20 protein-coding genes are annotated in these 20054 nt (G+C 60.1%); 5 read left to right on the top strand and 15 right to left on the bottom strand.

All coding sequences use genetic code 11. The features are described 5' to 3' along the window. Window positions 1-48 precede the first annotated feature (48 nt). Window positions 49-1101, bottom strand: coding sequence for a tyrosine-type recombinase/integrase (locus tag ACXJ16_RS26665; protein WP_463923349.1), 1053 nt, complete (start codon window positions 1099-1101; stop codon window positions 49-51). A gap of 131 nt (window positions 1102-1232) precedes the next feature. Between ACXJ16_RS26665 and ACXJ16_RS26660 the strand changes: the two genes are divergently transcribed. Next, window positions 1233-2168: a helix-turn-helix domain-containing protein gene (locus ACXJ16_RS26660; protein ID WP_463923348.1), complete on the top strand. Its 936-nt coding sequence runs from the start codon at window positions 1233-1235 to the stop codon at window positions 2166-2168. 221 nt (window positions 2169-2389) lie between these two features. On the opposite strand, the gene ACXJ16_RS26655 is transcribed toward ACXJ16_RS26660, so the two are convergent. Continuing rightward, window positions 2390-2992 carry an NADPH-dependent F420 reductase gene (locus tag ACXJ16_RS26655; protein ID WP_463923347.1) on the bottom strand — a complete coding sequence of 201 codons (603 nt, stop codon included), beginning with the start codon at window positions 2990-2992 and terminating at the stop codon, window positions 2390-2392. Window positions 2993-3029: 37 nt separating this feature from the next. Continuing rightward, entirely contained in the window at window positions 3030-3782 is a 753-nt protein-coding gene (locus ACXJ16_RS26650) for a 3-oxoacyl-ACP reductase family protein (protein WP_463923346.1), read from the bottom strand. Between the two features lie 108 nt (window positions 3783-3890). Between ACXJ16_RS26650 and ACXJ16_RS26645 the strand changes: the two genes are divergently transcribed. Then, the gene (locus tag ACXJ16_RS26645) at window positions 3891-4820 is read left to right on the top strand and encodes a LysR family transcriptional regulator (RefSeq protein ID WP_463923345.1); all 930 of its coding nucleotides are present in this window, start codon (window positions 3891-3893) and stop codon (window positions 4818-4820) included. Between the two features lie 332 nt (window positions 4821-5152). On the opposite strand, the gene ACXJ16_RS26640 is transcribed toward ACXJ16_RS26645, so the two are convergent. Next, on the bottom strand, window positions 5153-5362 hold the full coding sequence (locus ACXJ16_RS26640; RefSeq protein ID WP_463923434.1) for an HNH endonuclease: 210 nt from the start codon (window positions 5360-5362) through the stop codon (window positions 5153-5155). 1363 nt (window positions 5363-6725) lie between these two features. Here ACXJ16_RS26640 and ACXJ16_RS26635 point away from each other — a divergent pair. Both ACXJ16_RS26635 and ACXJ16_RS26630 read left to right on the top strand, forming a co-directional pair. Continuing rightward, window positions 6726-7379 (top strand): AAA family ATPase, encoded by a 654-nt coding sequence (locus ACXJ16_RS26635; protein ID WP_202950089.1) that lies wholly within the window; start codon window positions 6726-6728, stop codon window positions 7377-7379. Beyond that, window positions 7376-7750 carry a hypothetical protein gene (locus tag ACXJ16_RS26630; protein WP_463923344.1) on the top strand — a complete coding sequence of 125 codons (375 nt, stop codon included), beginning with the start codon at window positions 7376-7378 and terminating at the stop codon, window positions 7748-7750. The genes ACXJ16_RS26635 and ACXJ16_RS26630 overlap by 4 nt, the downstream gene beginning before the upstream one ends. Window positions 7751-7845: 95 nt before the next feature. On the opposite strand, the gene ACXJ16_RS26625 is transcribed toward ACXJ16_RS26630, so the two are convergent. The 11 genes from ACXJ16_RS26625 to ACXJ16_RS26575 all read right to left on the bottom strand — a co-directional run bounded on the left by ACXJ16_RS26625 (window position 7846) and on the right by ACXJ16_RS26575 (window position 19279). Beyond that, complete coding sequence (locus tag ACXJ16_RS26625) at window positions 7846-8562, bottom strand: sigma factor-like helix-turn-helix DNA-binding protein (protein WP_008828618.1); 717 nt, start codon at window positions 8560-8562, stop codon at window positions 7846-7848. Next, window positions 8559-8897, bottom strand: a complete 339-nt coding sequence (locus tag ACXJ16_RS26620; protein WP_008828617.1) for a hypothetical protein — start codon at window positions 8895-8897, stop codon at window positions 8559-8561. Before ACXJ16_RS26620 ends, ACXJ16_RS26625 begins: the two co-directional genes overlap by 4 nt. Before the next feature lie 104 nt (window positions 8898-9001). Beyond that, window positions 9002-9202 (bottom strand): DUF5818 domain-containing protein, encoded by a 201-nt coding sequence (locus ACXJ16_RS26615; protein WP_008828616.1) that lies wholly within the window; start codon window positions 9200-9202, stop codon window positions 9002-9004. Then, entirely contained in the window at window positions 9195-9464 is a 270-nt protein-coding gene (locus ACXJ16_RS26610) for a hypothetical protein (RefSeq protein WP_008828615.1), read from the bottom strand. The genes ACXJ16_RS26615 and ACXJ16_RS26610 overlap by 8 nt, the downstream gene beginning before the upstream one ends. Window positions 9465-9543: 79 nt before the next feature. Beyond that, complete coding sequence (locus ACXJ16_RS26605) at window positions 9544-10425, bottom strand: CsgG/HfaB family protein (RefSeq protein ID WP_463923343.1); 882 nt, start codon at window positions 10423-10425, stop codon at window positions 9544-9546. A 15-nt stretch (window positions 10426-10440) separates the two neighbouring features. Further along, a complete protein-coding gene (locus ACXJ16_RS26600; RefSeq protein ID WP_463923342.1) occupies window positions 10441-11643 on the bottom strand; it encodes a nuclease-related domain-containing protein in 1203 nt (400 codons plus the stop codon). A gap of 19 nt (window positions 11644-11662) precedes the next feature. Continuing rightward, entirely contained in the window at window positions 11663-12316 is a 654-nt protein-coding gene (locus ACXJ16_RS26595) for a hypothetical protein (protein ID WP_463923341.1), read from the bottom strand. Window positions 12317-12326: 10 nt separating this feature from the next. Beyond that, window positions 12327-12785 carry a hypothetical protein gene (locus ACXJ16_RS26590; protein ID WP_463923340.1) on the bottom strand — a complete coding sequence of 153 codons (459 nt, stop codon included), beginning with the start codon at window positions 12783-12785 and terminating at the stop codon, window positions 12327-12329. 61 nt (window positions 12786-12846) lie between these two features. Continuing rightward, window positions 12847-13254 (bottom strand): thermonuclease family protein, encoded by a 408-nt coding sequence (locus ACXJ16_RS26585; RefSeq protein WP_008828610.1) that lies wholly within the window; start codon window positions 13252-13254, stop codon window positions 12847-12849. Between the two features lie 133 nt (window positions 13255-13387). Beyond that, window positions 13388-16834, bottom strand: coding sequence for a MobF family relaxase (mobF, locus tag ACXJ16_RS26580; RefSeq protein ID WP_463923339.1), 3447 nt, complete (start codon window positions 16832-16834; stop codon window positions 13388-13390). A 3-nt stretch (window positions 16835-16837) separates the two neighbouring features. Then, window positions 16838-19279: a type IV secretion system DNA-binding domain-containing protein gene (locus tag ACXJ16_RS26575; RefSeq protein WP_463923338.1), complete on the bottom strand. Its 2442-nt coding sequence runs from the start codon at window positions 19277-19279 to the stop codon at window positions 16838-16840. Here ACXJ16_RS26575 and ACXJ16_RS26570 point away from each other — a divergent pair. Beyond that, window positions 19278-19466, top strand: coding sequence for a hypothetical protein (locus tag ACXJ16_RS26570; protein ID WP_463923337.1), 189 nt, complete (start codon window positions 19278-19280; stop codon window positions 19464-19466). The genes ACXJ16_RS26575 and ACXJ16_RS26570 overlap by 2 nt on opposite strands. Window positions 19467-20054 lie beyond the last annotated feature (588 nt).

Below are 20054 nucleotides of genomic sequence, written 5' to 3'. Positions count from 1 at the left end.
GGCGCTAGCGTATTCGGTGCTCGTTCTATGTAATGCACCTATCATAAGTCAAAGGAACCCGGCGCCGGCGTGATCGTCGAACATCTCAGCCGATCGCACATAGTCGAGGAGGACCTTCACCGACTTGTGCCGCGAAACCTCCTGCATCTTGGCGAGCGAGGCCCGGTTCCGCGCCGCCTCGGTCAGAAACCCCGCCCGCAACGAATGCCCCGCCAACACCTCAGGATCGAGCCCCTGGAGCCTGGCATAGCGCTTGACCAGGCGCGCCACCGAGCGATCGGACATCGCCTCCGCCGTATATTCCCCTTTCGTCCCGATACGCGTGAACAGCGGTCCCGGCTCCCCGCCCCGAACGGCCAGCCAGGCGTTGAGATGCGCGACGGGTCTGAGGGTCTTTCCTGTCGGCACCGCGATCGTGGCCCCCTCACCTTCCTGATCGGTCTTTGAATAGCCCACCCGCACTGTCACCCCGGCGTCGACGAGTTCGACGTCCGCCAGCTGCAGCGCCACCAGTTCGGAGCGGCGTAGCGCCGCGGCGAGGCCCAGCGCCAGGATCGCCCGGTCGCGCACGGCGCGCGTGCCTAGTCCATCGGCCTTGGCGATCATGCCCGCCAGATCCTTGGCGCCGATCGCCGCTTTCTTGCGCGTGGGCCGCGCCCGCTGTTCGCGACGGATCCCGGAAAGGGTATCGGCGATCAGCTGGTGGGTGTCGTGCGCGGTCGGCGGCGGCAGGCCGTCATGGCGATGCTGCCAGACGATCGCGGCGACGTGGCGCGTAATGGTGCTGTCCGCGCGGCCAGCGCGGGCGAGCGAGGCCAGATAGGTGGCGACGACCTCGGGAGCCCCGGGCAGCGGCTCGAGTCCCCTGCCCCAGCACCAGTTCTGGAATTGTGACCAGTCACTGGCGTAGGCGCGCAGGGTGTTGGCGCTGCGCGACCGCAGGCGATAGCTCCGGGCGGCCTCGACTTCGGCGACGAGTTCGGGCGCGGAAGCCGGAGACAGGTGGCCGGGGATGACTAGCGCGCTCGTCGGGCCCGAGATCCTTGAGCCCCCTGCCCCGTCGCCAATCTGCTGGTCCATCCGCATTTTCCTACCGTCCATTCGTGCTTTCACACGGAAAACTCAAACCGTCATAGCCCCATTCATCCTGTCCGTGAAGGACACTTATCGGACAGTACATTAAGCCTCAAAGCTGAGTTTACCTTTTTGGTATTTCCTATACTCTCGGCCCAATGACCGCCCCGCCCGCTTCCTGGCAACTCACCCTTGCCCGCATCGAAGGCGCGCTGCCGTTCCTGTCCGAACCCGAGGCCACCCTCCTCGCCCGCCGCTCGCTGCGCCGGCTGTGGGCACACCATGTCCGCGCCTATCCGTTTGAAAACCTTGGCCCCGATCACGATCCTGGCCCGGATGCCGCCGAGCTGGTCCGCACCCACCACACCGCCGAGCGCGATGCATTCTGCTCGTGGATCGCGCGCCGCGCCGCCCCGCCGCTCGCCGAAGCCGCTACTAGCGTGCTCACCGCCAAGGGCCTTCCCGAAACCTTTTCGAGCACCTACGAACCCCCCGATAGCGCGCTCGACCGGCTCGATGCGCTGCTGCCGGCCGAGGATCCGCTCGGCGCGCTGGTAGCGCTCGTCGGGCAGTTGCGCGAGCAGGAGAGCGCCTTCCTCGAGGGCGGCTCGGAGACGTACATCACCGCCGGCCGCGCCTTCAGCCGCTCGCCCCCGCGCGGCGGCGCCTGGGCCGCCGCGCTCGCGGTCGCGCTACGCCCACAGCTGTTCGCCCTGGGCGCGGCGCCGCTCGCGCTTGCCGGCTTGCTCCCGCGCGAGGCGTTCAAGTCAATGCGCGAACGCTCGGACCCGGCGATCCTCGCCGACGCTCTGTGCACCGGCGCCGCTGCCGTCCGCACCGACATCATCGGTGCCCGCGCCGCGGTGGACCTCGGCAAGGCCCGTCTCGCCGGCGCCAACCGTTCGTCGCGGGCCCGCGATGCCTGGCTGCTGCTCGCCGGGCTCGGCCCCCTCACCCGCGCCGAGATCGCCCGCGCTCTGGGTGTCACCAAACGCACCGCCTCGCAGGCCGCCACGACACTCGAAGACGCCGGGCTAATCGCGGCGGCCGGACGGCACGAAGGCCTTCGCATAGTGGCCCTGCGTGAAAGTTGAGCCGTGCTCAGCGTGCGCCCAATCGTCCTGCCCCCAAACGGGGGCATCTCAGAATCTGGTCGTAAAGGTACGCTGGCGAGCCGCTGGTGGCGGCTATCGCCTGATTGTCGTCATTTGACAGTCCGAACATGTGTTCGGCAAAAAACGAAAACCGATCCATTGCCGTCCGGGGCCTTTTGACGGACTGACAGCAATGGATAGGGCTTTTTTGTCGCCGGCTTTCACCCGAACTTGACGAGGTTGAGCGCGGGTAATGGTCCGCCGGGGAACTGGGCGAGGAGACCGCCAACCGCAAGCGCGCCGAGATCGATGCCGAAAAAACCGAGACGGTCGATCAGTGCTGCAACTTGCGCCTTGGCATCAGCGTCATCGCCCGAGTAGAACAGGACGCGCTTTCCACCTTCGCTGGTGGGATTGGCAGCCAGCAAGGCAGGCTGGAGATGGTTGAAGGCCTTCACCACGCGCGCGCCTGGCACCAGTCCTGAAAATATCTCGGACGAAATGCGGCCACCCAGATCGGCGGGTTTGAACAGCGGCGCTTCAATCGGGTTGTTGGCGTCCACGACGATCCGCCCACCAAAGTTGGGTAAGTCCGCCAGAGCATTGGGCAGCTTCGACCAGTTCACCGCGACGAAAACGATATCCTTCGCGGCGGCCTCCTCGCGCGTTCCCGCCACGATATCGGAGCCTAGTTTCGCGACCGTCGCGGCAAGGCTCTCCGGCCCGCGGCTGTTGGAAAGCGTCACGGGGATGTTGTGACGCACCAGAACGGTGGCGATAGCCTGGCCGATTTGGCCTGCGCCGATGATACCGATGGTAGACATGAGTGAAATCCTTCAGATCTGATTGGAGTATGAGGGTTCAGGCGGTCAGGCCGCCATCAGCCATGATGTCCGCGCCGGTGACGAACGCGGCGTCGGGGCTGGCGAGGAACGCGACCACGCTGGCGATTTCGCTCGGCTGACCATAGCGGCCAATCGCCATGCCGGGACCGACGATGGCGGCGATCGGACCGTCAGCGGGGTTCATGTCGGTATCGGTCGGACCGGGATGCACCGTGTTCACGGTAATGCCTTTCGGCCCGAGGTCGCGGACGAGACTACGGTTGAAGCCGGATACGGCACCCTTGGTCAGCGTGTAGACTGAGGCGGTCGGGAAAGCCGCATAACGGGTCATGGATGATCCGATATGGATGATGCGCCCACCGGCTTTCATGTTCCGCACCGCTTCCTGCGTGGCGACGAAGACGCCGGTCACATTAACCGCCAGCATCCTTTCATAATCTTCGAACTTCACATCCTCGATAAGCGCATTGACGGATACACCGGCATTGTTGACCAAGATGTCGATGCCACCGAATGCCGCAACGGTTTGAGTGACGGCTGCTCGCACCGCAGCAGGATCGCCCGCATCGGCTTCGATGGCGAGGGCGCGACCACCTGCTGTCTCGATCTCGGCGACCATCTGTGCTGCCCGATCCGGCGAGGCACTATAGGTAAGGGCGACCGCAGCGCCATCGGCTGCGAGCCGCTTGGCGATGGCGGCGCCGATCGAGCGCGAACCGCCTGTGACAAGGGCAACCTTGCCGGTGAGGGTCTGGGAAACTTGGGCCATTGTCTTCACTCCTTCGCTTGTTGATGGAATGAAGATGGCGGAAAAACTCCCCTTCGATTAGTCAGTAATGGCTTGTTTTTATCTCAACGATCAGTTGAAGATGGAATCATGGAAACGCTCGCCAATCTCGAGTCCTTCGTCCGCGCTGCGGAACTGGGCACATTTTCCGAAGCGGCGCGCGGCCTGTCCCTGACGCCTGCGGCAGTCAGCCGGAACGTCGCGATGCTGGAGCGCAATCTGCGAGTTCGGCTGTTCCATCGCTCGACCCGCAAGCTGACGCTCACCGAAGCAGGAGAAGCGTTCCGGTTCGCAATCGCAGACAATCTCCAAAATATTCAGCACGCCATCTCAGGGATCGCATCCGACAGCGGCGAACCTACCGGAAGGCTCAAGGTCAGCATGGCACCGACTTTTGGAACGACCCATGTCTTGCCTCTGTTACCCGGTTTTCTAGCGCGCTATCCACGCATTCAGCCCGAGTGGCATTTCGAGAATCGGGCCGTCGATATCATTGCCGAAGGCTATGACGTCGCCATTGGTGGCGGGTTCGATCTTTCTCCGGGTGTCGTGTCCCGGACACTGGCCCCTGCCCATATTATCGCTGTCGCGTCCCCGGCGTATATGGCAGGACGTGCGCCTCCGCTTGATCCTGCCGGACTTCGGGAACTGGACGGTATCGTTATGCGGTCGCTTCAGACCGGGCGCATCCGTCACTGGACCATGCGGGATGTGAGCGGCCAGGAAATGCCCGCACAGCTCGCCGAAACCATCATCGTCAATGATCCCAGCGCAATGCAGGAAGCTGCCATGCTGGGACTGGGTGTGGCTATGCTCGCCGTGCCCGACGTGATGCCCGCGCTGGAAAATGGATCGCTGGTCCGCATTGTCCCGCGCTGGTATTCCGATGCAGGCGCGATCTCGATCTACTATGCTTCGCGCACACTCCTGCCTGCAAAGACGCGCGTGTTTGTGGATTGGCTTGCGGAAGCGTTCAAAGCGCAGAGATTAGCTGAACGCTTCGCCGGTAGCTTGAGCTAGGGATTGATGAAAGCGATCATCATAAGGTTGTCGTGAATCACATGAAACTCAGGCAGTCACCGCGCCATGCCACGGTGATCCCCCCCGCGCACGGCGTTGTGCGGTCATCTTGCCCGCCGGCTGTCCGGAAATCACTGTCGCATTGCAAAAGTGCGCGACAACCTCACGAAGGGGGTTTTCCGTCAGGAGACATTGGCGCCGATATGGTCGCCTACGGCAAGCGCGGACCTGGGGCGGCGCCTTTCATGTAATTGGCGTCAGCGTAAAGCTGCCGATCGGCTAGCTCCCAATTGCAGACGTTATCGAAGGTCAGCATTCCTCGGCTATGCCCATCACCCGTGGAAAAGCTGCAACCCGTCCCATCTGCTATAACCGTCCCAGGTATCGCTTCGGAGTTCCAACCTCGGATCAGACAGGCGCGCTTCCTCTATGGTGTGGTCCATTCTGCCAAAGTTACATGGCGCGCAGGTGATAACCATATTTTCGAGATCGCTTGATCCACCTCGCCCATTCGGCAAAACATGATCGAATTGCAGCCACATACATTGGAGGGCTGCATGTTGAGATGAATTTGTAGTCCCCCACGACACTGCCTCTGGGTAGAGCTTACAAATCAGCTTGCGAGTTTTCACGTCTACAACAGGTATTCCGCAAAAACGGCAGTGAAAGCCATCCCGAGCGATAAGTTCGGCACAGGTTGATTGCGTTGGCATCCGAGGAATTGGCCTGTCAGTTTTGACTAGCACGGGCGGAGGGTTGGCCACCGTGACGAACCCAAATCTTTGCCGCGCCCCTGCCCCCCACACCATTTCCGTGTAAGCACGCACCTCAACGTCGTTGGCCGCGGCCAATAGGCGGATCGCTTCTGCTCTGGCGCCACTTGCATGAGCCTGAGCTGCGGATTCCATCATCCGGGCAGCCCTATAAATCGCGGGGGCCGGATCAGCTAGGCAATGTCGAAACGGCATCGGCTTCTCATATGCACTCATCAATTAATCACATAGGTTCTGCGCGATAGTATCCGCTACGAAGGGAGGCTGGTGTTGTCATCAGGGCAGCATGACGATTAATCGGGCAACGCAGGTCCGGCCTTGACTAGCGTATAGGCGTCTACATCGATGTGAGCGATTACGTCATTCCCTGAGTAATCGTAGTTGGTCGGTAGGCAGTGTTCACCCTCCACGGTGAAGGAGATCACAGACCCTGGAACTACGCCCTTCTTGTAACTATCGGTAACAAACGTGATTTCAGAGCCTGGGCTGGGCACCACATCAGCTTGGACTGTGCCAATTAACGAACCGCTTAAATAGAATCGAAGCTCCGGCACAATTATACTCCATTCACGGATAGGCCGTCGACGCCGCCGGCCGCAGTGAACCAGAAGCGATGTGACGGTGATCTACCGCCTGTTATACCGGCAGCATCCCCTACTCAATGATTTGCTCGGGGATAGCGAAGTTATGCTTCAGGGCGCAGTGCGTGCGCGACTGGTAGCTTTCCACCCACATCGGCGATTCAATAATCCGGTCGGCCGGATACCGAGCGTCAGATCGTGACCACCAGCTGCAGCAGGGCAGTGTCACTTTTTTTCCTGCATCGGAGGGCGCGCTTTGGATACCCCCCTCCCCTCCCCTTCCCTGCTGTTTGTTCCGACACCCCAATACCATTCACTGTCGGATGTTCATCACTTAGCCGTCGTTTTCCCGCCATTGGGTATCGGTATCGGATACGTTTATTTAAGGTATACCTTTCCGATACCCATATTTTACAGATGCCAGATATACGCTATGGATTGACATTTGCGATCCCCATGCGCTAGGCGCGGACACCAATTGGATTATGCATGCTATATGCGTCAATTCGGTCACCAAGATGTAGGGTTTATATATGCCAGTGATCTCGATTATGACCACGAAAGGAGGCGCAGGGAAAACCACTGCCACACTTCTCCTAGGTACGGGTTTAGCTGAGCAAGGCGCAGACGTTTGCCTGATAGATGCCGATCCTAACCAACCGTTGGTCAGGTGGGCCGAGGAAGCGAACCTCCCATCAAATCTATCGGTTGTCGGAAGCGTGACCGAGGAAAACATCATTGAGACGATCGAGGAACAGTCGGCCAAGGTTAGTTTCGTCATAGTCGACCTTGAGGGATCTGCTAATCTATCAAGCGGCTACGCCATCAGTAGCAGCGACCTCATTTTGATCCCGCTGCAGGCATCTAAATTGGATGCAAACGAAGCTGCCAAAACGCTGAAATTCATTCTGAGGCAGTCGAAGACCACCAACAAGAACATTCCGGCTAGAGTGCTATGGAGCAGGGCGCCGGCAGCGTATCAGACACGAAGCGGTCGAGATATGGGTACGCAGTTCGAGGAGGCAGGAATATCGTTCCTAAACACCCGGGTCGTCGAACGAGAGGCCTTCAAAGGTGTAGTCAATTTCGGCGCTACGCTTGCTGATCTTACAGAAGATCAAGTTCCTGGCCTCGATAAGGCTCGTGTAAATGCTGCTGCATTTGTAACTGAAATTATTGAGGTATTGAGGGAGGCGCGCAAATGACTTCCGGAAAGATCAGCCTGGACCTGGATGAATTCAAGCCTCAGCCGGTCAAGATCGACGCGGATTCAAGGGCCCAGATAAAGGAAGCCTCCGATAACGCGGGATTCACCGGCCGCCATGCGGTCGCCAAGACTAAGCCCATATCTCAGCCCGTAAGCGCAGAGCAGGGCGAGGGGAGTGAGGTAAAGCGTCGCGGCCGAAAGAGGACGACGGGGCGGGATGTGCCTTTCACCGTTAAATTGCGTCGCGATACAAACAATCAGATTTATGATCTCGCCGACCAACTGGAATGTGCAGCAATCGCTGAGGTGATTGAAATGGCCTTGCAAGCGCTGACGGAAAAAATCGCACGGGGTGAGCCAATCCGTTGAATGCAAACTCGCGGCCGATAGGCACGGGCATATCATGAGGACGGAAGGGTTTAGTTGGGCTGCAGCTCCTTTCGCCACTTTCGAGGTTATGTCGGTTATCGCCTTTCCACCCACCATTCATAGGCAAACGCCATGGCGGGCATGGCTATGACGCCAGCAAGCAGCCCTACGAATCCACCATAATCGGCACCAGCTATGATAGCCCCGGCACCGACAGGCAGCACGAAAGCCCGCCCGGTGCCTATAAGTCCATCGACACAGCCTGCACGATGCACTGCGTCGGGTTCTTGTGTGGGACGGATCGGAGGCCTCGTCCGTGTCCCCATCGGCGCCGCGACCTTTGGAGCCTTGGGTTTTCGAGGTTTCGTAACCTTGCTCGTCTTCACCACAGCCACCGGCAATCCCCGGACGTTATTTAAGCGGTCCGCGAAGCGGCTATTACGAATCTCGAGGTCGGGCTGGCTCCAGCCCCGCGGCAGCGGATAGGCAGGGTCGGCTATCAGTTCCGGCTCAGCCGCATCGATATACTTTGCCGCTCTCCGCATGCGCCGTAGAGCTTCACGATGCATCATATCGATGCGGGTTCTCGTGATACCGAAGCTGTCTGCGATTTCCGCAGCACCGGTTTGCGGGACGCCGATACCGTAGCTGAGGCGGATCAACCGCTCCAGGCGAGGGGATAGGGTGCGTAACAAAGTGGTCACGAGTTGACGTCGCTCGAGGTCTTCGTGAGGGGAGGGGCCACCCTCAACAAGAGCCTCGGCTAACCCTGTGACAAGATCGCTGTCGAGAAGATCGGCCGAGCGAGTCATATGAGCAGGCCCACAATGGTAAGCATGAAGGCAAACGATCCCGCTACGATCTTACCAGAGGCCATGGCCTTGGCTGATCCTGCATAGCGTACTTGGCTCCATGTCCGGTCGATTCCGGAGACGATTCCGAGGGCGCCGTCGACGATCAGGATCGAGCCCATGACATAAAGCAGGATGGCGATGGCCTTGACCAAGCCGAGGAGGGACAGAGCACCGAGCGCGAACAGGGCTCCGATGGTGATCGTGGCGTAAGCCTGAAGTTTGGACGCAAGGTCGAAAAGGCCGAGGAGGCGCAAGGGGCTCATCCAAGGCAAGGGATAGCGCAGCAGGACCATCGGGCGGCGGCACTGACGGCATCCCTCAATAGGAGAACCGCGCCGCCACTCATGCACCGGATGGCCGCAGTATGGACATTTGGGAAAGTGTCGGGGACCGTGCATCAGTTTGTCACGGGCCCGAGGTAATCGATCTCGATTGCCGCTACGCCGCGCTTGCGACCGACGACGCGCACGAGGTTATCATCTTTGGCGATCGTGTCGATTTCGCCGATCAGCCGCCACCACATCCCATCCGTGTCCTTCAGCATGGGGCCGCGCTGCGAAGTCTCTATGGTGCCGGTAAGTCCTATCGTTTCACTCATTGCCTCGGTTCTCCATTGGATCGCTAGGCTTGCCATGAGAGGCATTAAAGCAGGCCATCTCGCAGTGGAGCATGGGTCGGCCGTGGCTGTGCAACCGCTTCCCGTTCATCATCACAGGCCGCGAAGCGAGCCGTTTGCAGCGGTTGTTGGAGCGATCAAGGAACCCACAGGGCATTGCCAACGGTTCTGCTGGCGTGATGGCGGTGTCCTCGATCGCGGCGTCTAGCGGCTCCTCGCCGAACAGATCCGACTGGGCGTTCATGATCCATGGCTCCAAGCTGGGGGGAAGGGCAGGGGGCTCATCCTCCTGTCATGTCCCCCCTTCCATTCCCTCTCCCCTCCTACTGCGCCGGTGTTCCAGGTGCCTGTGCGTTGCCGGTGGAGGCTGCTACAGGAGCCGCTACGGACGCAGCTGGAGCCGCAATACGGGCGGGGGCAGTCGACGCCGCGACAGGTGGCACAATGCGCCCCTGCGCGTCTCTGGCGAGCCTGCGGAAGGCGTCGAGCAACGCGAAGGACGTGATTTTGCCGATATCGGTGCTGGTGTAGCCGCCGCCAAGCGCACCGATACCTGAGCCCATCAATGCGCCGCCGATGATCGATATGTCTTTTTTGCGGGCTGAGCCGGTAGCGACAGCTTTCTGCAGTCCGGTTTTCACCTCCACGAGTGTTAGCATCGTCTGGCTCTCCAGCTTCTTCGACTTGAAGCCAATCCCGCCTGGAAACATGGTGCCGAGCCCGCCACCGCTGCCGCCGGCATTGCCGTCAGAATAGAGAACGCGGGCGGTTAGCAGGTAGTCTGCAGCCAGCAGGGTCGCTTGCGTATTGCCATTCGCGATAGTGCCGCCCGCAGCAAGCGCGCGTTCGCGCTGAAGCGCATCAAAACCTTCGCCTCGATCGAGCACCTGGAAGCAATTGGACTGCGAGGTCAGCAGCTTCAGGAGCGGCAGTGGGTCGATCTTCTGCGAGCCCCCGCCATTCTGTGCCTCGGCCATGCGGATCATGGCGCGAAGCCCCGCAGGAATATCTTCCTCGCTCGGCGCGGCAGTGCGATCCTCGACCAGCGCAATGGTGCCGAGGGGAACATCGCAGCGGGGAACTTCTGAAGTTTCATCGATGCCGATACCACCTTTGCCCGTTTTCTGGGCAGTGGCAGGTGTAGCGGCCAGCGCTGCGAGTGTGAAAGCGAGGCCGGCGCTAAGGTGAGCAGCAGCGGTGAGCATGTGTCGCATAGCTAATTATCCCTGTTGAGCGTGAAGATTGGCCAGCTGAGGGCCTGAAGTTGCCCCTCCGGCTCCGGCTAATGAGTCGGTAATTAGGGCCGCGCGCACCTTTTCGGCAGCATCAGTTTCGCACAGCCAGTTGCGGTATTGTCGGTTCCATTTGGCGTGACCGTCGCAAGCGGCAGCAAGTCGCGCCGCCGCTTCATCGTTGTCTGGTTCGGAAAGAAAGGCAACTCGGCCATCCCGTAAGAATTTCTGTGAAATTCCTGGCGATACCGTCTCCGGCTCGCTAGCTTTGCGGTGCTGCTTCCCCGACGGTGCTGGTGAGGGCGTTGCTTCGGGCTCGGACGTAGCAGGCGTGACGTCTGCGAAGGGCGGAGTTACACTGACCTTACTCAAATCGACCAGCATGGGCGCTGAATCGGGCGCAGTCTGTGTCGCCACGGCTATTTCGGAGGTTATGGCAACCGAAGTTGCCGCAGGGTCTTTCGGCATATTCTCCGGTGTGGGAGGAGCGATCCGCAGCCGTTCATGTATGGTTTTGTCGTCGGGAACGTGCGCCGCCACGATCTGAGCGCCGATGGCACGCAGTGAGCCTTGAGAGACGCCGGTGGAGAACAGTTTGCCTAGGGGTGAGATACCGCCGAACTGGTTCCATTCGGAGATTACGTTGTCCGCCTTGTAGACACTGAAGTCGGAAGTAACGGCCTTGCGATCGATATCGCAGCCGGGCGGCATGATGACAAAGACGCCGATCTGTTCAAAGGCCTTGTCATGCTGGTTGGCGCGCAGCCACTCGCGCAGGACTTCCCGCTGCCGGCGCACCTGGGCCAGAGGATTGGCAATCGACACAGGTCGTCTTCGCCCCTCGTACCAAACCATCCATTCGTCATGGGTATTGCGGGACAGGCGCCCGCCGAAATTCTTGACCTCGAAGATCGCGGCGGTCCGCGACAGGCGCGAAAGCACGATGTGATCGAATTGCGCGAACCCGCCGAGCCCATCGGGAATGCGCAGGTCATGGATCAGCGCATGATCGGGTAGGTTTTGGAATTTGCGGTCGAGAATGTGCGCCGTGTACTTCTCCCCATCCAGGCCCCTCCTTCTCGCAAGCGCAGCCTTGCGCACGCGATCGGGCAAGCGGACGAATGCCGGATCGTCAAGGAACTGGATCATTTCGGTGAGTTCGTCAGACTTGGTAGAGGGCTTGAGGATCATGGTGAATCGATCGTCCTGTTCAGTTGAGAGGGTTGGGTGATCGGAAGTCTGCACTGGTGCGAAGATTACCCCAGCGACTGCGGTGCAGGTCGATTACGCGGGTCCAGTGCGGGTCTATCCGCATGGGTGCGCTGACAGTCTGCGAGACTGTCGAAATTCCGAAATATCGTTGCGTCCCATGCCACTTGTCGCCTTCGACGATCCTGACACGGTAGGTCCCGGGCGGAACGGGCACGACAACGTCTGCATTGCGCCGTGCATAGACCGAGATCACATGCGCCGATGTGTCGGGGTCGTAGAGCTGGACCATGGCGTTGCCGTGTGCAGAGATAATGCGAAGCTGTGAGATCGCTGATTTGGGATCTACGGTCCGGTTGACGGTGACGCTGCCGGAGGTGGGGAAGGGCATCTCGGGATCGTTGTCAGGGAGCCACCCCGTTAGCTTGATGTCGCGCCAGGTCGGTATGGCGATGGCGATCAGTACGACCGCGCCTGCAATCGCCCATCCGATTTGGCCCGAAGATTTACGCCGCTTCGGCCGCCAGCGGTTCTTCTGATAATCAAAGCCTTGGTTTTTCGCGGCAAACCATGCTCCGTCCTGCTCGACGCGCGATTTGCGATCGTTCCAAAGGGTGCCCCCGAGACCCCGGCGCTTGCGGTAGCGCTCGCGCATGTAGTCGCGGTCACTTATTCCCATGGCCGCCTCTGGATGTCGCTTCGAAGCGATCCTCATGCTCTTGTAGCCATTTCGCGTCGCGTTGGATCTGTTCGGGATCGGTCGGTTCGATCGGCATGGTGGAGGCGATCAAGGCGATGAGACAGACAAAAGCGGCGCAGGGGATGAGCACGCCGAGCGCAACTTTCGCGCCATCGCGCCAGGTCGGCACGCGCATGGGGGTATGGGTGATGGTGGGGGTAGCGGTGGCTGCGGCCGTGGATGCGAGCGTCTCGAGGTCGGCTATGCACTCATCGAATGCCTTGACGCAGTCGGTGAGGGAGCGGCGCAGGGTAACGGGCATCTGTATCGTCTCTGGCTCGCGCAGGATGCCGTGTATCCGCCCCGAGACGCGGCGCAGGATGAGCGCATATTCGATCATAATATCGCGGGGGGTGAGTGGTGTGGGGGTTACATCCTCGCGCACGGAGTCCTCCTGTAAGAGCCGTTGAGGTGGAGAGGGGGGAGAGAACTGGTCAGCACGGCGATCATCTCACCGCCCTTGCTGCCGCGCGCGGGCACTCACGAGCTACCCGTGCGCCTTGATCCCACCGAGCAAAATAGGTGGCTTGCCCACCTTCGATCTGGTGGCACGAAAGGCTCCGACCCTGCGCGTAGACCATTGCAAGCGTGCGTCCATAAGGATCTGTGCCCACGCGCTCGATAGACAGAGGCCCGGTCATGATCCTTTGCAGCGAAGCCTTACTCGCGGCGGCCCGCTGCCGATCGCAGACCGCGCCAGGTTTGGGAACCGGCTTGCACCTGCTGTTGCCTGGATCATCAGGGGCGTCCACGCCAAGCAAGCGGATGCGCTCGCCATTGCATCTGATTGTGTCGCCATCCGTGACGGTGCAGCCTGCAAGCGCGGCCGCGGCGGCAATGAATATCAGAGGCATCAGATGATCCTTTCCAGCAAAGAATGGGATGGGGGGTAATCGCCGGGGAGGGCTGCTTTGATGGAGCGTGCATTCCGCAGGGAGACCCCGCCCGGCGCCAGTTCGACTGGTTCCGCTTGAAAGTGGGGTTTGATCATAGGTCGAGTCCCAGGTTCTTTTCTGGCAGCCCCGGAATCTGGCCGTCATCACGGCCAGGCATCGGCGGAATGCCGGTAAGATCATCAATGCTAGTATCGACGATGCCGAGGCCATCGCCCTCGAGGTGATCCAGCAGCGCTTGCCTGAGCGGATCGACGTCGTCCTTGTCCCGCGTAGGGGCAGGGGGCTCACCAGCGCCGGGATCGTAGATCTGATCGGCACTGGCATCGAACGTGGAGTAGTCGGTTTCCGATGCTCCCATCGGCGGGAGGTCATCAAGATCCATTGAAACGGGTCCGGACATGCCGATCTGGTCCCGCTCGGCCTCACTATGCCCTCCCGCCGCGTTCTCGTTCCCTTTGCCATTCCCGTCATTTGCAGCGTCGCTGCCCTGTGAATCGGCCGCCGGGATAGGGGGTAGGTCGCGCAAATCATCCTTTGCATCGCCGCCAGGCAGGTTTGGCAAGCGATCGCCAGCATTCTCCCCCTCGATCGCATCAAACGCGGCCGTAAGTGCGGCGTTTGCAGCGTCCTGTTTCGCCTCGACACCATCAATGTTGATCTTCCCGATGCTTTCGAGCGCGGAGGTTTTGTCACCGGGGTTAGAGTTCAGGCGCCGTTCCAGCTTCTCACGATCGTCAACGATCATGGTGAGGGCGTCTCGCACGCGGGTTACAAGGACGTTGAAAAGGCGCTGGTTGGACAGGTTGTGCTCGTAGGAGAGCATCACCCCGATCCCCTTGTCTGCGGTGACACCCTGCGCCATGTGCATATTGAGGGCATAGGCGAGGTCGATGCGGCTCAGCATGGGATCGCCACGCTCAAGCGTAACCTGTTCCTTGTTCGCCGTTTCGAAGGTGACGCCGCCGTCCGCGATCGAGACGATTTTGGCGAGCGCGGAATTGTCGAGGCCCCGGTCCTTGTCAGTCGCGGTCCAGCGGATTGTATCGCCTTCGTGGATCTTCAAGGTCTGGAGTGTGGTCAGTTCGAGGCGGTCGCGCCGGATCGCGGGATCGATGCGCTGAGGATCGAAGCGAATGTTGCGCCCGTTGGGACCGGTGATCTGGACCTTGCCGTTGTCGAAGATGCGGCTGACCTGGTATTGGCCGCGGCCGAGACCAACCTCTCGGACTTGGCCAGTAACGGTGAGCGTCTGGCCGACGGTATAGTGATGGGCATAGCGCAGCTGCTCACGCTCTTTGCTGACCCGGTCATGGACGGTGACATAGAGCCCGTCCCCCTTGAGCGTGCCTTCGCGCAGAAGCCCTTCCTGGATCGCGGTGTTGATCTCTGCGCGCGTCTCGCGGCCCGAGGCGAATACTGCGGTGGCGGTGCGCTCCTCTGCAGAAAGCGCCAGCCATGTATCGGCAGCCTCGGTCGCCGGTTCAGAATGCTCTGTGACATTGTCGCCAAGAACCTTCAGGGCAGCGCCGGCCCTGCCCGTGTTGGCGAGGGCGGCGACGGTGAGAAGCTGCTTGTTATCCGGGTTGATGCGCACGTTCTGCTCCATGCGCTCCATGGTGATACCGCCCGCCTGCACCATGGCGAAGGACTTACCCCAATCGATCGAGGAGAGCTGTTGGCGGTCGCCGACGAAGGCCATCGTTTCAATGCCCAGAGCCTCGGAGATGCGCATCAGCTTGAGCATATCCTCGCTCGAGACCATTGAGGTTTCGTCGACGACGACGATCGTGCCAGCCAGTTCATCGCGCCGTGCCTGGGCTCCCGGGCTGCTCGGATCGCTGAGATATTTCTCGTTCTGCCAGACGAATGACGCGATCGTCTGCGCTGATACCCCGGCCTTTTCCATGTCTTCGGCCGAAAGGTGCTTGGGCACCATGCCTTCGCGCATGTCCCCGACCATCTTGTTCTGGAAGGCGAGGCCGAGAACTTGCTTACCCTCGTCCCGTGCAACGGCGGCGACAGTCTGGAGCATGGTGGATTTACCGGCGCCGGCGACGCCCTGGACGACAACGTAACGATCGTCGCTCGAAACGATCATGGTTGCGGCCGCAAGCTGGCCCGAGTTCAGTTCTCGCGGTGAAGCGGCCTCCTGAAGCCTGGATGGCGCACTGGCGGCATCGACGATCGAGGTTCCCTTGCCTTTGCCAGCGTCAACGTGATCGAGAATGGATTGCTCGACTTTCAATGCCTCGGGCGTGGTGACAGCATCGACCATCTGGCCCTTGTGCTGGATTTGACCAGAAACGAGATCGCCATTTTTGATCAGTCGGTCGATGCGCGCTTCGACGTTGTCGATCGTGACGCCCTTGAGGCCAAGATCGAGAGCCGTCTTGGATACTTGATGGATCTGGAAGGCGGCTTCCCGCTGGCTGAGAATGCGGACGGCCGAAGCGACCGCGAGTTGGGCACGAGCATTGCCAGGAGAGCCTGCCAGACGCGCAATGCCAGCATCGACCAGTGGTTCAGGGGATCGCAAGAGGCCGGATACAAATTCGCGCGCCGTGTTCACCACCTCGAGCATGGCCTTGTAACCGCGCACCGCGAGGTTTTCCGGCTGCTCGCGAGAGGCCCGCAACGCAGCGGCGAGGACGTCCTTCCCGTCAAATCCGAGTGCTGCAGCACGCTCGATCCAGCCTTTGACCATGCCTTCGCGATCTTCAACATTCAGTTTTGCATCGCGCGTGTTGACGGTGACGCTGTCGCGTCCTTTTGGGGAGACGATCCCAAGCTGCTCGGACTTGATCAGGATTTCTTCCCGCCGTGTGCTGTTGGCGTCGATGACATCCTTGGGGACACCGACGATCTCGAAGGTGCCGTGCTTGCCGTCCAATTGAACTTTGTAGCCCAACTCCTCCATACGGGTCCGCAGGAAGGCGTGCTGGATCGAGCCGATAACGGTGTTGTTGGACCAGATCTTGTCGGCGTGAAGCGCCTGCCATTTGCCGTCCGGCATGCGCGTCATGTTGGCGACGATGGAATGGATGTGCAGTTGCGGATCGAGGGCCCGGCTCGTGTCGTGCTGGAAGAGGGCGTAGACCAGATTGCCGGTTTGAACGGCCGTCGTCTTGCCATCGACGGTCTTGCGACCTTCGGCGAGGTTTTTCTCGACCCATGCCATCGTATCCTTGACCGACTGCGCGAATGCGCCGTCAGGTCCAAGGATGCGCTTGTCACCGGCTATGTAGGCCATGATCGAGACTGATTTTGGAGCTGAGAATGTCAGGTCGTAACCTGGCCTCCGGTTTTCCTTTGCCTCGATCTGCTCGCCAGTGGGCGTCTCGCCCAACAGAACCTTTTCAAACGCTTCTCGTGTGACAGCGGACCCTTCGGCGATGAGACTGTCAGAGAGGCCGCCGCCGCCCCATTGACTGACCTCTCCCGCCTGCTCGCTGGTGTAGTATTCGCCTGCGACGAAATCGTCGTTGGTGAAATACTTTGCGGCGCCACCAGCGGAGCGAACGGATGCAATGGAATGCATCGATCAGTCTCCGATACCCATATCTGAATCGCCCAGATCGGGATGATCGTGACTATGGTCTTTTCCGTCCCCCGTGCCGAAACCGTCACGCGCTTCACGGACGCCTAGATCTTCCTCGGCGGGATCTCTATTTTCTCCTCTTGCCTGGGCAGCGGCATCCTTATCGGAGGATCGAGAGGAGATTTCTTGTGCCTCTCGTCTGGCCGTGGTGTCCATTGGCCGGGCATTCACCCGCTCTGGAGTATCGAGACCATTATGATCGACGGTACTGTCCTGTGCAGCATCGCCTTTGCCGGTCCCGGATTGCGTTGCACCGGGGTCCATACGTTCAAGTGCTTCACGAGCGTTGGGATCGCGGCCTTCTTGCTCTTCACGTTCCTGCTCTGAGGGCTGTGAAAGGATATTGGAGGCGAGTGCGATTGGATTATCCCGCGCGGCAACCTCCTCTTCGCTGAGCGCGATGTTTTCACCACGCCCACCGTCATCCCCACCCTTCGGCTTACCCCCACCTCCGCGAACATTGCCGTCCGGATCGTCCGGCTTTGACGGTGGCCGGCGCATGAAGCCCTCGGCAACTTTGGCATAGTGCTGCCACTCAAGCTGGATGCGCGCTGCCGGAAATCCATCGGGGAATTTAACGAAACCGTGCATCGAGGGCAGGTTCATGATGTCGTCGGGAATGACGAGCGGTTCGATCTGCTTGCGCGGTGTCAGCGTCGATGCGTCTCGGGTGGAATTGTAGCCATAGGAATAGCCTTCATCCATCTGGCGGATTTCGCGATTGCCGATGTAGCGGGCGCACTGCTCGGCGGTGTCCAAATCAGCGGCAGCGAGCATCAGCTTTGTACGTGCAAGCGACGACAGGTTGCGGGCGTTTTCTTCCCCGTAGACCTGCACCAGTTTGTCGAAGGAGTGCAGGCCAAGGATCATGGCTCCGCCAAAGTTACGGGCCGTCTGGAGGCCGTTCTCGATGGCGGGCAAGCGGTGAAGCGCGCCCAGCTCGTCGAACATGAACCAGGTCCGCAAAGAACGGGTGTGCGGCATGGTCATGAGCGAGTGGATGGCAAGGTTCGACCACAGGGTCAGGAGGGCCTTGTTCATCTCGAGGTCGGTGTAGGTACAGGTGATGAAGAGGATCGATCCGGGCTTCTTCTCGCCGGTGATCCACTTCTTGATCGAGTATGGCTCGCCCTCGTCGGGAAGGAACCGTAGCGCCTGCGCATTGGTGTTGAAGACGGCGCGGATCGATTCCGCCATACGGGCGGCTTCCGGGGCAGTGAGCGGATCAGCGATTGTCTTCTGAAGATGACGGTGGACCTGCTTGAGATCGGCTGTCATCAGGTTGTCGGCGAGCGCCTGATTGGAGGTCTGTCCTTTCTCAATGAGCTTCATGCACATCTCGATGAAAAGGGTGCGCGCGGCGAGGGCCCAAAAAGGCTCCGACGATCCGCCGTCGGAGGGGATCAGCGCCGCTGCGGCAGCGGTGAACTCGCTGTAGGTCGAGCAGTCATTGAAGATCGACCATGACGGGCAGCGCACGTCCATGGGATTGAGGATCGTGTCGCGCTCGGGGTCGTAGAATGCCTCGACGTATGCGCCGGTAAGATCGAAGACCACGGCGGTATCCTGACGTTCGCGCATCTGCGCCAGGTGTTTGCGAAGGACAGTGGTTTTGCCGGTGCCGGTGGTGCCCAGCAGCATCGTGTGGGATTGCTCGAGGCGGTGCGGGTAGGGGATACCCGCAAGGTAGTAGGGATGGTGAATACCGGCAGCCTTGCGGGCATCGAACGACATCTTGAGAACAGCTTTGGGCTTCTTGCCAGGGAAGAGGTCTTTGGCCTCCTCAACGAACTTCATCTGGTTGTGCTGGCTGATCTCCCTGTAGAGCAGATCCCGATCGACGAGCATGGCGCCGCGCTCATGACGTTCTTCCATGATCGAGCCGCCTCGCCGCCGCGAGAAATCGACATACCAGATCGAAGCCGGGATGGTCGCAAATGAGGCGATCAGGATCGAACCGATGACGCCGCGAACTGCCTTATGCCAGGCGAGGGCGACCTCAGGTACATAGGGCACGTACCCCATGAAGGTGTGGCGCACGGTATGGTCTGGGAGTTGCAGGTTGGCCTGCTTCATCGGATCGAGCGCGCACCAGTCCCACAGCCACGACAGCATGCGCATGCAGATGAGCTGGAAATTGTTCTCGTCGAGGGTGAACGAGAGGATCGTGAAATAGGACAGGGCGAAGATGCCCAGCCACATGAGGAAGGGCATCTTCGCGCCCTGCAGCCACATGATGACCTGGGTGTTGAGCAGCTGGCTCCCGCGCACGAAATTGCCATTGTTGCGAGGCGTGTCGCCGCGCGCGGAATGATGTTTTAGGGGCCTCGGTGAACCGTCGCTGCGGATGTCTTTGCGGTCTTTGCCGCGTTTCTTACGCGCCATGATACCGCTCCATGCGCCGGTTCGTTTCGTCGATGACGAGTTGACGATGTTCGGGGTGCTCTTCGCGCAAAAGCGTATCGACTGCGGCTTGAGTATACTCGGCCAGTCTGGCTATGCGATGGTGGCTTTCAGAGAGAGCCTCGATGCCCTCGAGGTGCTGCTTAATAATCTCGCGCAGAACATCTGAAGGCGTACATTTACGGGCAGCAGCCATCCTCTTGAGATGGTTATACTGGTCCGGGTCGAAGCGCATGCTTCGCTGCAGAGCTGATTTAATCAATCCAACCTCCTAGCAGGGAGGCTGGCGGGACTACGAAAAGCAGGATGGCGCTACCAGAAGAGCCGTAGAATAGCAAGACCCAATGGGTTGATTTAATTACGTAAGTCTGTCTGGGTCTGTGCTAAGTACCCGTAATAAATAACGAAAATATGAGCAAACCCATTGGGTCGCTAAGCGGGTCTGTATGGGTCTTTATTATATTTAGCTATAAGCCTTTGATTTATAGTAATAATCCTGCAACCACGTTGCGTAGGGTGTGCCTATTGAGCTGTCGTATCGTCCGTGTAGCCTCGATGTGTTTTGATCCTCGTCTGGTTCGGGCTTGCCTCCGGTTTCCGGGGGGCAAAGGTCCGCCGTGAGGCGGAAGCGACCGAAGGGGAAGGGCGCTTCGCGCGTGTCGATTGGGGTCGCAAGTGCATGTATCATCCGTGAGTGAAGGGCGAGATTTCGCGGGCGTATCGTAGGGGAGTACGACACGGGTTTTCCGGTGCGCCA

The organism is Novosphingobium sp. TK71 (genome assembly GCF_055361505.1).
The sequence above is the reverse complement of the archived record's forward strand: the minus strand, read 5'-3'. Positions and strand labels throughout refer to the sequence as shown.